The 13,548-nt window shown below is 67.1% G+C and carries 12 protein-coding genes; 6 read left to right on the plus strand and 6 right to left on the minus strand.

Features of this window, described 5'->3' with window-relative positions:
• Positions 1–87 precede the first annotated feature (87 nt).
• Positions 88–1,413, plus strand: coding sequence for an ISNCY family transposase (locus tag ACL58G_RS28785; RefSeq protein ID WP_413382907.1), 1,326 nt, complete (start codon positions 88–90; stop codon positions 1,411–1,413).
• Positions 1,414–1,435: 22 nt separating this feature from the next.
• On the opposite strand, the gene hisN is transcribed toward ACL58G_RS28785, so the two are convergent.
• Together hisN and ACL58G_RS28795 are read right to left on the minus strand one after the other, a co-directional pair.
• Positions 1,436–2,281, minus strand: a complete 846-nt coding sequence (gene hisN / locus ACL58G_RS28790) for a histidinol-phosphatase (RefSeq protein WP_440963924.1) — start codon at positions 2,279–2,281, stop codon at positions 1,436–1,438.
• A 42-nt stretch (positions 2,282–2,323) separates the two neighbouring features.
• The gene (locus tag ACL58G_RS28795) at positions 2,324–3,124 is read right to left on the minus strand and encodes an MBL fold metallo-hydrolase (RefSeq protein ID WP_440963925.1); all 801 of its coding nucleotides are present in this window, start codon (positions 3,122–3,124) and stop codon (positions 2,324–2,326) included.
• 91 nt (positions 3,125–3,215) lie between these two features.
• Between ACL58G_RS28795 and ACL58G_RS28800 the strand changes: the two genes are divergently transcribed.
• Positions 3,216–4,196, plus strand: coding sequence for a GlxA family transcriptional regulator (locus ACL58G_RS28800; RefSeq protein ID WP_440963926.1), 981 nt, complete (start codon positions 3,216–3,218; stop codon positions 4,194–4,196).
• 69 nt (positions 4,197–4,265) lie between these two features.
• Here the strand turns inward: ACL58G_RS28800 and ACL58G_RS28805 are convergent, their stop codons facing one another.
• From ACL58G_RS28805 to ACL58G_RS28815, 3 genes are all read right to left on the minus strand, one after another.
• Positions 4,266–6,833 carry a PAS domain S-box protein gene (locus tag ACL58G_RS28805; protein WP_440963927.1) on the minus strand — a complete coding sequence of 856 codons (2,568 nt, stop codon included), beginning with the start codon at positions 6,831–6,833 and terminating at the stop codon, positions 4,266–4,268.
• A gap of 106 nt (positions 6,834–6,939) precedes the next feature.
• Positions 6,940–7,497: a pilus assembly FimT family protein gene (locus tag ACL58G_RS28810; protein WP_413387147.1), complete on the minus strand. Its 558-nt coding sequence runs from the start codon at positions 7,495–7,497 to the stop codon at positions 6,940–6,942.
• 118 nt (positions 7,498–7,615) lie between these two features.
• A complete protein-coding gene (locus ACL58G_RS28815; RefSeq protein WP_413345450.1) occupies positions 7,616–7,828 on the minus strand; it encodes a tautomerase family protein in 213 nt (70 codons plus the stop codon).
• A gap of 179 nt (positions 7,829–8,007) precedes the next feature.
• Between ACL58G_RS28815 and ACL58G_RS28820 the strand changes: the two genes are divergently transcribed.
• The 4 genes from ACL58G_RS28820 (at position 8,008) to ACL58G_RS28835 (ending at position 11,846) form a co-directional block, all read left to right on the plus strand.
• Positions 8,008–8,808, plus strand: a complete 801-nt coding sequence (locus ACL58G_RS28820) for an alpha/beta hydrolase (protein ID WP_440963928.1) — start codon at positions 8,008–8,010, stop codon at positions 8,806–8,808.
• A 7-nt stretch (positions 8,809–8,815) separates the two neighbouring features.
• Positions 8,816–9,496 carry a GNAT family N-acetyltransferase gene (locus ACL58G_RS28825; RefSeq protein ID WP_440963929.1) on the plus strand — a complete coding sequence of 227 codons (681 nt, stop codon included), beginning with the start codon at positions 8,816–8,818 and terminating at the stop codon, positions 9,494–9,496.
• A gap of 243 nt (positions 9,497–9,739) precedes the next feature.
• On the plus strand, positions 9,740–11,233 hold the full coding sequence (locus ACL58G_RS28830; protein WP_440963930.1) for a PhoX family protein: 1,494 nt from the start codon (positions 9,740–9,742) through the stop codon (positions 11,231–11,233).
• A 22-nt stretch (positions 11,234–11,255) separates the two neighbouring features.
• Positions 11,256–11,846 carry a PEP-CTERM sorting domain-containing protein gene (locus ACL58G_RS28835; RefSeq protein WP_440963931.1) on the plus strand — a complete coding sequence of 197 codons (591 nt, stop codon included), beginning with the start codon at positions 11,256–11,258 and terminating at the stop codon, positions 11,844–11,846.
• Between the two features lie 84 nt (positions 11,847–11,930).
• Here the strand turns inward: ACL58G_RS28835 and ACL58G_RS28840 are convergent, their stop codons facing one another.
• Positions 11,931–13,331: a GntP family permease gene (locus ACL58G_RS28840; protein ID WP_440963932.1), complete on the minus strand. Its 1,401-nt coding sequence runs from the start codon at positions 13,329–13,331 to the stop codon at positions 11,931–11,933.
• Positions 13,332–13,548: the final 217 nt, after the last annotated feature.

A 13,548-nucleotide genomic window follows, 5' to 3' on the forward strand; every position in this document is an offset into this window, starting at 1 on the left:
ACCCTACCTTGCCGTAGGGTGTGTAAGAGCAAAGTTGTAATGTCCGCTTCTAGCAAAGTAGAAATGTCCGCTTTTGCTAGATAGTTCATGCTGTCGATTCCGAACGGTTTGGAGTCGAGTGTGGGCAAAGTCGGGAGCATTACGATGGAAGAGTTGGAGCGCGCCGATATCATCGCGGCTTGTGCCAAAGGTGAGATCACGGCGGTCATTGCAGCGAAGCGGTTGGGAATCACGACGCGGCAGGTTCGACGGCTGCAAAAGCGATTTGACGAAGACGGCGAACGTGGAATGATCTCCAGGCACAGGGGCAAGCCGAGCAATAATCGGCTTGCGCCCGAGTTGGCGCAAAAGGCATTGCAGCTGGTGCGCGAGCGCTATGCCGATTTTGGGCCGACGCTGGCGTGCGAGCAGTTGCGGGAGCGGCACGACTTGTGCCTATCGAAGGAAACTTTACGCAACTTGATGATTGAGGCCGGCTTATGGATTCCGAAAGCGGCCCGAAGTGCACGCTTGTACCAGCCGCGGGAACGACGGCCTTGCGTCGGAGAGTTGGTCCAGATAGACGGTAGCCGTCATCACTGGTTTGAAAAGCGCGACAACGCTTGTACCTTGCTGGTTTATGTCGACGACGCGACGGGAAAGATCCTGCATCTGCACTTCGCGGAGACTGAAACGACCGCCAGCTATTTCGCGGCCACTCGGCGATACATCGAACAGCATGGCAAGCCGCAAGCCTTCTATGCTGACCGAGCAGCGGTGTTCCGCTCGCCGTCGGCAACGAGTCGTACGAAGACCCAGTTCCAGCGTGCGCTCGACGAACTCGGCATCGAACTGATCTGTGCGAATTCCCCGCAAGCCAAAGGCCGCGTGGAACGTCTCAACCGTACTTTGCAAGACCGGCTGGTCAAGGCCCTGCGATTGGACGGAATCAGTGACATCGAAGCCGCCAACGTCTGGAGTGGCGACTTCATTCAACGTTACAACGCGACCTTCTCCCGGGTTCCGCGCAGCTCGCTCGACGTCCATGCGCCACTGCGTCCCGACGAGGATCTGGCGCTGATTCTGTCACTGTGCGACCACCGTAAGCTCACTGCCAAACTCACCCTGCAGCATGGCAAGCGGCTCTATCGCCTCGAAGACAAGCCAGCGTTACGTCAGCTGATCGGGCAGTCCATCAATATCCATACGTATGCCGATGGCCGAGTTGAAATTCGGGCAGACAGTCACGTACTCGCATACACCGCTATCGAGCAGCCTGACCGGGCCAACGTGACTTATGTCGATAGCAAAACTATTCATCACACCCTCGACAAGAAGGCGCGCAATCGTAACTACCGCCATGACCAACCTGCTACCGTCATCGCACAGGGTGTGACGGCAGCAAAGAAAATGTCCGCTCAAAAGCGCATCTGAACGCCCCAAAAAGCGGACATTTCTACTTTGCTGAAAGCGGACATTTTAACTTTGCCTTTACAGGGTGGGCACCCCGTGCCCACGCGGACGCATCCGCCAATTCACTCACCAATTGGGCGTGCAACCGGCGATCGCCGCACGCCAGCACCGTGCCGCCGTGCTGCACGTCGCCGCCATCCCACGCGGTGATGACGCCGCCCGCCCCTTCGATGATGGGCACCAGCGCCTGCACGTCCCACGGCTGCAGGCCCGCTTCGATGACGGCGTCGACGAGACCGGACGCCAGCATGCAGTAGGCGTAGCAGTCGCCGCCATAGCGCAGCAGCCGCGCGCGGCTTGCGACGGCGTCGAACGCGATGCGCTGGGCGGGATCGAAAATGTCGGGCGACGTGCACATCACGTGCGCGTTCGCCAGCTGCGCGCACGGGCGCGTGTGCAGCACGTGACCGCCGTTCCACGCGCAATGCGCCGTGCCGACGAAACGCTCGCGCGTGAAGGGCTGGTTCATCAGGCCCAGCACCGGACGCGTGCCGTCGTTCAGCGCGATCAGCGTGCCCCACAGCGGCAGGCCGAGGAGGAACGCTTTCGTGCCGTCGATGGGATCGAGCACCCAGGTGAGGCCATCGCCGGCCTGCGCCCCTTCCTCTTCGCCGAGGATGCCGTGATGCGGATAGCGCGCGCGGATCAGCGCCCGCATCACGCGCTCGGCGCCGCGATCGGCCGCCGTCACCGGATCGAAGCCGTGCGCGCTCTTGTTTTCGGCGCCGCTGCCGGCGCGGAAATGCGGCAGGATGGCGCCGGCGGCCGCGTCGGCCAGCTCGTTGGCGAACTGCAGGTACTCGTCGAATTCGGTGGCGTCGATGGGCATCGGCTATCTCGCAGGAAGGCGGCACGGCGCCGCCTCCCGATACTACATCGAACCTGCGCCGGCTTGGGTAAATACGCATGCCTCGCCATCGTCGGGCACGAGAACCCGCCCCACCAGATCCTGCGTGTCCACCCACGCCCGCAGCTCGGCCCGCGACAGCATGCAGTGATTCACGGCTTCCAGGTGGCTCGCGACGATGGCCGCCCGCGGCGCCGCCTTCACCACACTGGCCACGTCGTCCAGGTCCATGATGATGGGCCCCAGGCCCGGCACCTGCGCGTCGCCGCAGTTCAGCACGACGACGTCCGGATCGTACGTCTCCAGCGCCGCCGCCACGTGCACGTTCCACACCGTGTCGCCGGCGATGTACAGCGTGGGCTCGTCCGGATGGCGCAGCACGAGGCCGCTCACTTCGCCCATGCGCGCGCCGATGGCGGCCATGACGGTGTCGCTGCCGTGCTGGCCGCGGGTCTGGGCGATCCGGATGCCGTCGACCAGCGTGTCGCCTTGCGCCGACAGCGTGCGCACGTCGGTGAAGCCGTCGGCGCGGATGGCCCGCGCATCGGCGTCGTTCTGCGCGAACACGGTCAATGCGCGCGGCAGCTTGCGCCGCGCGGCCTCGTCCCAGTGGTCCGCGTGCAGGTGCGTGACGAGCACGGCGTCCACGTCGAACAGGGTCGCCAGCGGCACGGGCAGGTCGACGAGCGGATTCGCCAGGTGGCTGTTGGCCGTGCCGGCAAAGCCGGGGTAGGCGCCCTTGTCGGCCAGCAGCGGGTCGACGAGGAAGGTCTTGCCGGCGTACTCGATGAGCAGCGTGGCGTTGCGGATCTGGGTCACTTGCATGGTGTTTCTCCCTGGTTGTGTGACGCCATTCTCGCGGTGCGGACGGTTGCCCGACAGTGGCCCGGAGGACAATCTTCGATATAATCGGGCCATGACCCGACATGATCCCTCCACCTGGCGCGTGGCCGTCATCGCCTTCGACGGCATGACGCCCTTCCACCTGTCCGTGCCCTGCCTCGTATTCAGCGGCCGTCCCGGCGCGGATGCGAGATCGCGCTTCGCGCTGACGGTGTGCGGCGCCGGATTGGCCTCGCCGCTGGCCACGAGCGCCGGCTTCGGCATCGTGCCGGGCCACGGCCTGGAAGCGCTGCGGGATGCCGACATCGTCGTCATGCCCGCCTGGTACGATGACTGCCGCCCCGCGCCGCCCGCGCTGCTGGACGCGCTGCGTGCGGCGCATGCGCGCGGCGCCTGCATCGTCGCGCTGTGCCTCGGCGCGTTCCCGGTAGCCGAGGCGGGCCTGCTGGACGGCCGTACGGTCGCCACGCACTGGGCCCTCGCCGCCGAGCTGGCGCGCCGCCACCCGCGCGTAAAAGTCGATCCGGACGTGCTGTACGTGGACGATGGCGACGTGCTGACGTCGGCCGGCGTGGCGGCCGGCATCGACTGCTGCCTGCACCTGATGCGCCGGCTGTGCGGCGCGGATGCGGCCAACCACGTGGCGCGCATGCTCGTCGTGGCGCCGCACCGGCAAGGGGGCCAGGCCCAGTTCATCGAACGGCCGCTGCCCGCGTCGCCCAGCGACGGCCGCCTGACCGCCGTGCTGGACTGGGTCACGCGGCACCTCGCCGAGGAGCACGGCATCGACGACCTGGCGCAGCGCGCCGCCATGAGCCGGCGTAACTTCACGCGCCACTTCCGCCAGGCGACGGGCACGTCGTTCAAGCAATGGCTGCTGGCCCAGCGGCTGGCGCACGCGCGCTGGATGCTGGAGACATCCGATGCGGCCGTCGAGGTCGTGGCGCAGGAGGCGGGCTTCGGCTCCGCGCTGTCGCTGCGCCAGCACTTCCGCGCCGCGCTGCAGACGTCGCCGGCGGCGTACCGCAAGGCGTTCCGTGCCGGCGCAATCTGAACGCGTGGGCGGAGGGCCGCCCACCCTACGATTGGTCGCCGTAGGGCGGGCAGCCCGTGCCCACCGTGGTCAACGGGTCGTGCCGAGCCACGCGTGCAGCACGTCCAGGTCGACCGGCTTGGTGAGGTGAAAATCGAATCCGGCCCCGCGTGTGCGTTCGCGGTCGCCCTCCTGCCCCCACCCCGTCAGCGCGACGATGCGCACGCCGGACCAGGCGGGATCGGCGCGGATGCGGCGCGCCACGTCGAGGCCGTCCATGTCCGGCATGCCCAGGTCGAGCAGCACCGTGTGCGGGCGCAGGTCCGGCAACGCGGCCAGCGCGGACGGGCCGTCGTACACGGCGCGCGCCTGGGCGCCGTCCGCGTCCAGCAGCATCGCGAGCGTGTCGGCGGCGTCCTGGTTGTCGTCCACGACGAGGATGCGCTGTCCCGCCAGCGGCGCCATGCCCGCCCCCGTGGCGGCGCCGTCGTGCGCGGCGTCGGGCGGTTCGGCCAGCGGCAGGCGCACGACGAATTCGCTGCCCAGCCCCGTCCCGGCACTCTTCGCCTCCACGGTCCCGCCATGCATCTGCACGAGGCTGCGCACCATGGCGAGACCGATCCCGAGCCCGCCCTGCCCGCGCCCGGCCGCGCGATGCGCCTGCGTGAACATGTCGAACACCGCGGGCAGGTGGCCGGCCGGGATGCCGATGCCGTTGTCGCGCACCGCGATCTCGACTTCCAGGCCGTCGCGCCGCGCCTCCAGCGTGATCCGGCCGCCCTGGTCGGTGTACTTGGCCGCGTTGTTCAGGAGGTTCGCGAGCACCTGCGTGAGGCGCACGCTGTCCGCGTTCAGCGTCAGCGCTTCGTCGGGCAGGCGCACGTCCAGCTGGTGGTGGTGCTGGTCGATCAGCGGCCGGCTCGTCTCGACGGCGCCGTGCACGATGTCGGCCAGCAGCAGCGGCTGGCGGTGCAACTCGATCTTGTCGCGCGTGATGCGCGAGATCTCGAGCAGGTCGTCGACGAGCTTGATCATCTGGCGCACCTGGCGGCCCAGCATCTCGACGAGGCGGTCGGCGCGGCGGCGGCCGTCCGGATGGCGCAGCAAATGCACCGCGTTGCTGATCGGCGCGAGCGGGTTGCGCAGCTCGTGCGCCAGCACGGCGAGGAATTCGTCCTTGCGGCGGTCCGTTTCCTTCAGCGCCTGCTCGGCCAGCACGGCGTCCGTGATGTCGAGCGAAGCGCCCACGTGGCCCGCGTAGCCGCCGTCCGGCGCGAACAGCGGTTGCCCGTAACTGTCGAACCAGCGCCACTGGCCGTCGCGGCGGCGCACGCGGTCGACGTTGCGCCAGGGCCGGCGCGTGCGCACCGCATCCATGTAGTCGGCGATGTACGCGGGCGCGTCGTCCGGATGCACCAGTTCGTGCCAGCCCATGCCCATCACGTCCTCGAATGCCTTGCCCGTGAAATCGAGGTAGTACTGGTTGACGAACACGTTGCGGCCCGCTTCGTCGTTCTGCCAGATCAGCACGGGCACGGTATTCGCCAGCGTGCGGAAGCGCTGTTCCGACACCCGCAGCTCGTCCTCGACGCGCTTGCGCGCCGTGATGTCCTGGACGATGTTGACGGCGCCCGTGACGGCGCCCGCATGGTCGCGCAGCGGCGTGATGGTGAGCAGGACGTCGATGCGGCTGCCGTCCGGCCGCTCGATCGTCAGCTCGCGGTCGACGATGGGCTGTCCCCCGGCCAGCACCTCGCGCAACGGCGCCGTGAAGTTTTCCAGCCGGTGGCCGTTGTTCGCGCATGCTTCGGGGCCCCAGCACGCGGGCGCCTCGCCGGGCGGGCCGCCGCACAACGCGTCGGCGCAGGCGTTATGGAACACGACCGTTCCCGCCGCATCGCAGGCGACGACGCCGGCCGGGATCGCGCCGATCAGGTCGCGGTAGCGCTGCTCGCTGGCGCGCAGCGCGTCGTCGGCCTTGCGGCGCTGCGCGATCTCGTGTTCGAGCATGCGGTTGTGCTCCGCCAGCACCCGCGTGCGTTCCTCGGCCACCTGCTCCAGTTCGCGCCGGCCCTTGGCCGTTTCATCGAGCGCGACGATGGCCTGGCAGGCGGCGGCCGCGAAGTCGGCCAGGTTGCGCAGCACGCGCGCATCCTCGGCATCGAATTCGCGGTCGGGGCGATGGCTGATCACCCATACCGTGCCCACCGCGCGGCCCTGGGCCGTCAACGGCACGAGCAGGCTTTCGATCATCGGCGGGTCGAAGCCGGCCATCGCCGCGAAGCAGCGCTCGCCGTACCGCATGAGCATGGTTTGATTGCGGTCGACTACGACGCCGCATGGACTGACGTCGAAAGCGATCGTGCCGCCAGGATGGTCCGCGAACAGCCCGGCCGCCGCGTGCCAGCGGAAGTAGCGGCGCCCGTCCTGTTCCTCGAGGAGGCTGATGCCGGCCGAACCGGCGTCGCACAATTCGAGCACCAGTTCGGCGAGTGTCCGGGGGACGCCGTGCGGATCGGCGGCCAACTGGCGGGCGAGCGCAGCCATCGCGCGGTTTTCCGCCGCGTAGTCGGGCGCCCGGCGCGGACGCCGCTCCAGTTCCTTCGTGATGAGCACGTCGTCCACGCAGGACGCGGCGGCTGCGGGTGGGATCTCCATCGGCACTGTATCGCTCGTATCGACACCCCATGCTATCGAAAAGCACGCCGCCGTGGCGCGCTAATGCATTGCAGGCGCAATCAAGCTGTGCCGCGTTTCCCGCGGCTCAACACCCGTCGGTATTGGCCTTGACGGTCGGAACGCCGGTGCCGGCGTACGAGTACTGCACGGAACATTGCGTGGGATTCGGCGCGCTTTCGATACGCCATCCGGCATCGCCGTTCGGGATCTTGTTGTTGCCGTAGCCATAGAACGTGTAGCCGTCGGCCTCGACTGCCGCCGCGGACAGGTAGCAGCCGTTGGCCGGCACCGTCAGGCCTTGCACCACCGAGCCGATGCCGTCGCACCACCGGTCGGGGTAGCCGCTCCAGACACGGATCTTGGTGCCGTCCATGTCGACGTTCGTCAGGTTCGCGATGGCGAGCGGCGTGCCGGCGCCGCGGATCGCGGTCAGCGACTTGACCAGCTTGATGCCCGTGTTGACGGAACCGGTCAGCGCCTGGATCGACGCCTTGCGGCTGTCCCCCCCGAGGTCGGCGAATTTCGGCAACGCGACCGCGGACAGGACGCCCAAGATGACGATGACGACGATCAGTTCGATCAGCGTGAAGCCCCGGGTCCGTCCGGCGGTCGGGGCGTGAATTCCATTTTGATGTCGATACATGGCGCGAGCTCGGTAGATAAGCCGGTTACATTCTTTTCCACAAAGAATTATTTCAGTATATCAATACACTCGCCACATATCTATCATTTGGTTGGCCGACCGTTGTAACCTTGCGTCTCTACGGCTTGGCAAGGCCCATCCTGGCCAGGGTCAGCGTCTCGTCCGCCCTGCCCCAGCCGCCGTCGGCGACCTCTTCCACCAGCACCATCGAATAAGGCCGGGCCTGCTCGCCGAAATACTCGACGAACATCGCCGTCGTGCGGTGGATGATCTCTTCCTTGCGGGCCGCGTCGACGACGCCTTCGGGGAACTTGAAGTTTGCGAATGGCATGATTTTTCCTTGTCGTGAATGGCGACGGATGTCGCCGATGCACGCATTGTCGGCATTCACCCCAGCACGATAAATGTGCAGAGATGGCGAAGTCTGTTCGGGTTGCTCCAACAATCGACCGTTACTCGCCCCGCCCCGTTTGCGCTACCATACAGTCGAGAGCGACTCACGACGACCGCATGGAACTCGAACTGATCACGCGCCGCCCGGCGACGCCCCGTCCGGACAGCCCGCGCCTGCTGCTGGTGCACGGCATCTGCGTGGGCGCCTGGGTGTGGGAGGAACACGTCCTGCCCTGGTTCGCCGGCGCCGGGTTCGAAGTGCATGCGCTCAGCCTGCGCGGCCATGGCGGCAGCGGCGGGCGCGAACGGCTGAACGACTGGCGCCTGGCCGACTACACCGAGGACCTGCGCACGACCATCGCGCGGCTGGGCGACGGGCCGCTCGTCGTCGTCGGCCACTCGCTCGGCGGCGCCGTCGTGCAGGACTGGATCCGCAGCGGCGGGCACGCGGCCGGCGTCGCGCTGCTCGCGTCCGTGCCGCCGTGGGGCCTCGCGTATTCGGCGTGGCAGATGATGCTGTCCTCGCCCGACCTGTTCCAGCAGCTGGCGCGCCTCTCCTTCGCCGAACCGCGGACGCTCGACCCGGACGTCATGCGCCGCCACCTCTTTGCCGACGACCTGCCCGATGCCGACTATGCCCGCTTCGCGCGCCGCGTGCAGGGCGAGTCGCGCCACGTGGGCATCGAACTGCAGGGCTGGCGGCCGTTCGCGCCGATGCCCTGGCAGGCGCCGCCCGTGTTCGTGCTGGGCGGCCTGGACGACCGCTTCATCCGTCCCGACGCCGTGCGCGGCACCGCGACCTACTACGGCGTGAAACCGCACCTCGTGCCGCAGCTGGCGCACGCGCTGATGCTCGATCCGCACTGGGAAGGCGCGGCCCGGCCGCTGCTGGACTGGATCCTGAAGCTGCCTGCATAATGACAGCATGACCCACCCGCTCGACAACATCTTCTGGAACTGCCTCGACGGCCCGCACCGCCATCTTTCCACCGGCACCGACCGGGCGCGCCGCTATGCGCCCGGGTTGTCGCCCATCGTCGGCTTTCCCGATCCCGAGCGGCCCGATTTCGCCGCGCTGCGCCCGTTCTGCACGCCCGGCGAACAGTTCTATTGCGACGTCTGGTCCGGTCCCGCGCCGGACGGCTGGCGCATCGAGGTCGATGCGAAGATGTTCCGCCTCGCGTGGGATGGCCGCCCGGGCCCGGCCGGCGATCCCGCACCGGACGCCCTGCCGCTGGGCCCCGCCAACGCGGAAGAGGCACTGGTGCTGGCCCGGCTGACGCGCCCCGGCCCGTTCGGCCTGCGCACGATCGAGATGGGCGAATACTTCGGCCTGTTCGGGGACGGGCGCCTCGTCGCGATGGCCGGCGAACGCACGACGGCGGGCCGCTATCGCGAAATCAGCGGGGTCTGCACGCACCCCGACCACCAGGGCCGCGGCCATGCGAAGCGCCTGATGCAAAAGCTCATCATGCGCCAGCTCGCGCGCGCCGAGATCCCGTTCCTGCACGTGATGAGCGCCAACCAGGCCGCCCACGATTTTTACCTGCGCATGGGCTTCCGCGACTATGGCGAGACGGTCGTACGGGTCGTCACGCCATGCTGATTCCTGTTTACTCACCGTAGGGTGGGCGGCCGCCGCCCACGTGCAACGCCAGCAAGCCGCACGCGTCACGCGTGGGCACGTTTCATTTGAGGCCCCCGGCCTCAAATGCCCACCCTGCCGTTGTCTTTTTGCTGTCATCGAACGGTAGTTTTCGTTTGTTTTAATGCATGAGCACGTGCCATCCCGGCACGCAAGCCGGCCGCCAAGTGCCGGTGCAATCCATCCCTATGGAGAAAGCTCAGCATGACTCACAACGACATCTCGCCGTCGCGACGCAATCTGCTCAAGAGCATGGGCACGTTACCTTTCGTCGGCGCCTTCGCCGCCCTGCAGGCGCGCGAAGCGCTGGCCGCGGGCGGCGTCAGCGCCCTGGTCGACAGCCCATACGGCCCCATCGCCCCCGTCAACGACCTGACCACCGGCCTGCCGCTGCTGCAACTGCCGGCCGGCTTCACATACAAGAGTTTCGGCTGGACCGGCGACACCATGACCGACGGTAAGCCCTGCCCCGCCGCGCACGACGGCATGGGCGTCGTCCTGGCGCGCAAGGTGGGCCGCAGCACGGAGCTCGTCCTGATCCGCAACCACGAGGCGCACGCCGTCAGCCCGAACAAATTCATCAACGCGTTCGGCGCGTACGACACGGGCGCGAGCAGCGCCGGCGCGACCACGGTGCTGGGCGGCGGCACGACGAATCTGCTGTTCCGCGACGGCGCGTGGGTCAGCGTGACCCCGAGCCTGGGCGGCACCGACGGCAACTGCGCGGGCGGCATCACGCCGTGGGGCACGTGGCTGTCGTGCGAGGAAATCGGCTCGGATGGAGTCTCTGCCTCGGGCAAGAAGCATGGTTATGTGTTCGAAGTGTCGCCGGACACGACGCAGACGACGGGCCAGCCGATCGTCGGCATGGGACGCTTCGCGCACGAAGCGGCGGCCGTCGATCCGGCCACGAGCATCGTCTACATGACGGAGGATTCGTCGGGCAAGTCGGGCTTCTACCGCTACATCCCGGACGACAGGAATGGCGGCTACGGCGCGCTGGCGCGCGGCGGCGTGCTGCAGATGGCGAAAGTCAAAGGCACGCCGAACGCCAACGTGGCGGGTGCGCTGAAGGGCGACGCCTATGTGCTGGAATGGGTCCCGATCGCGAATCCCGACCAGAACCGCGGCAACGCGACGGGGCCGTCCGGCACGACGATCAACAACGCGGCCGGCCCGTTCGTGCAGGGCTGGCTGCAGGGCGCGCTGCGCATGAACCGCGGCGAAGGCATCTGGTACGCGCAGGGCAAGATGTACGTGATGGACACGTCGGGCGGCAGCGTGGCGCGCGGCGCGATCTGGGAACTGGACCTCGCCACGCAGGTCTTCCGCTGCATCTATTCGAGCCCGAACACGACGGTGGGCAATATGGGCGACAACCTCACGGTCAGCCCGCGCAACGCCATCCTGATCTGCGAGGACGCGTCCACGGCCACGACCGACGCCTTCGGCTACGGCCAGCGCCTGATGGGCATCACGCAGGGCGGCGACGCCTACATCTTCGCCAAGAACAACGTGCAGCTGACGACGCCGCAACTGAACGCGGCCGGCAAGCTGGATACGCTGGCGGGCGACCACCGCGGCAACGAGTTCGCGGGCGCCTGCTTCGACCCGACGGGCCGCTACCTGTTCGTCAACATCCAGACGCCGGGCATCACGTTCGCGATTTCCGGTCCGTGGGCCAAGGGCCCGCTCTGATCCGCCATCGAAAGGAACCGACATGAACAACAAACTGATGGGCGCATTCGCCCTGGCGGCCGCGCTGGCGCTGCCGCAACTGTCCCAGGCCGCGATCCTGGCCGGCACCACGGGATCGAATACCGTGACGGATTACAGCGGCGCGGGCCTGGCCTCGTTCGACCTCGACCTCGCCACGTTCACGCCGACGACGTTCAGCTTCGTGCTGGAAGCCGGCGACCTGGCAGCGCCCCTCGCCTTCAACGCGCTCGTGCGCAACCTGGCCGGCACCGCACTCGATGAATTCAGCTTCTCGTTGAACGGCATCGCGTTCTTCACGGCCGGCAGCGTGACGCCGGCGTTCGGCACGGTCGGCTCGACGACGTACGGCGCGCACATGGCGAACGTCGTGTTCAGCGCGCCGGAGTGGGCCGAGTTCCAGTTCGGGAATGCGCTGGGTGCGCCGGGTGCCAGCGACTGGCTGCTCGATACCCGTGGCCTGCGCGCGGGCGACACGTTCACGATCACCGCCGCCACCGCGGCGGCGGCCGAGGTGCCGGAGCCGTCGAGCGCATTGCTCGCGATGACGGCGTTGCTGGGCATGGCGGCGGCGTACAAGCGCAAGCGCGGCTGAGCGTCATCCCCGCGAACGCGGGGATCCATGCTGAGCTGAATTCTGATGCTCAGTATGGGTTCCCGCTTTCGCGGGAACGACGAGTTATACAAGTCCCGTGACGTAATAAAACGCGATCACGAAGAACACCGCCAGCGTCTTGATGACGGTCACCGCAAAAATCTCGCGATACGATTCCTTGTGCGTCAGCCCCGTCACCGCGAGCAAGGTGATGACGGCACCGTTGTGCGGCAACGTATCCATGCCGCCGCTCGCCATCGACACCACGCGGTGCAGCACTTCCAGCGGGATCTGCGCGGCCTGCGCGCCCTTGATGAACAGGTCCGACATCGCGGCCAGCGCGATGCTCATGCCGCCCGACGCCGACCCCGTGATGCCCGCGAGGGAGCTGACCGACACGGCCGCATTCACGAGCGGATTCGGAATGCTTTTCAAGGCATCGCTGACGACGATGAAGCCCGGCAGCGCCGCGATCACGCCGCCGAAGCCATACTCCGACGCCGTGTTCATCGCGGCCAGCAGCGCACCGCCGACCGCGGCCTTCGAGCCGTCCGCGAAACGCGCGCTCACGCGCCGGAACGCGGTCAGGATCACGACGACGATCCCCAGCAGCAGCGCCGCTTCCACCGCCCAGATCGCGACGACGGTCTTGATGGTCGCCGTCACCGGCGTGTGCACGCCCGGCAGGATCTCGGCCGGCACCGTGAACGAATCGCCATACCATTGCGGGATCATGCGCGTGAGGATGAAGTTGGCCACGCCCACCACGATCAGCGGCAGGATCGCCAGCGCCGGATGCGGCAGCGACGTCGCCTGCGTGCGTTCCGGCTCGTTGACGAGGGACGTGCCGTAGCCCTCGCCGCGCGCCAGCGCCGCGCGGCGGCGCCACTCCAGGTACGATAGGCCCACGACGATGATGAACAGCGAGCCGACGGTGCCCAGCACGGGCGCGGCCCACGACGTCGTCTTGAAGAACGTCGTCGGGATGATGTTCTGGATTTGCGGCGTGCCCGGCAGCGAGTCCATCGTGAACGAGAACGCACCCAGCGCGATGGCGCCCGGCATCAGCCGTTTCGGGATGTTGCTCTGGCGGTAGAGCTCCGCCGCGAACGGGTACACCGCGAACACGACGACGAACAGCGACACGCCGCCATAGGTCAGCAGCGCACACACGGCCACGATCACCGCGTTCGCGCGCGAGCGGCCGATGTAGCGGATGGCGGCATTGACGATGGATTCCGAAAAGCCGGACAGCTCGATCACCTTGCCGAACACGGCGCCCAGCATGAACACGGGGAAGTACAGCTTGACGAAGCCGACCATCTTTTCCATGAAGATGCCGGTGAATACAGGTGCGACGGCGTCCGGCGCCGTGAGCAGCACCGCGCCGAGGGCGGCGATCGGGGCGAACAGGATGACGCTGTAGCCGCGGTAGGCGGCGAACATCAGGAACGCCAGCGCGGCGAGAACGATCAGGAATGACATGGGTCTCCTCTTTCTTCTTGATGCAGCCGATTATTATTGATCGGACAAATCTTTGAAATACGTAAAATTACTGTTACATAGATTCCGGGTGATGTTGCGTTGCCACATATGTAAAGGTTTGCATTTCCACTTCCCTCATTCAGCGTCGCCGCCGGCTTACATCTATTAGGAATTTCGCAAAAGAAATGATATTTTGTGAAACACCCATCGATGTATT

Origin of the sequence: Massilia sp. GER05 (assembly GCF_052056005.1) — a bacterium.
GTDB lineage: Bacteria > Pseudomonadota > Gammaproteobacteria > Burkholderiales > Burkholderiaceae_D > Telluria > Telluria orientalis.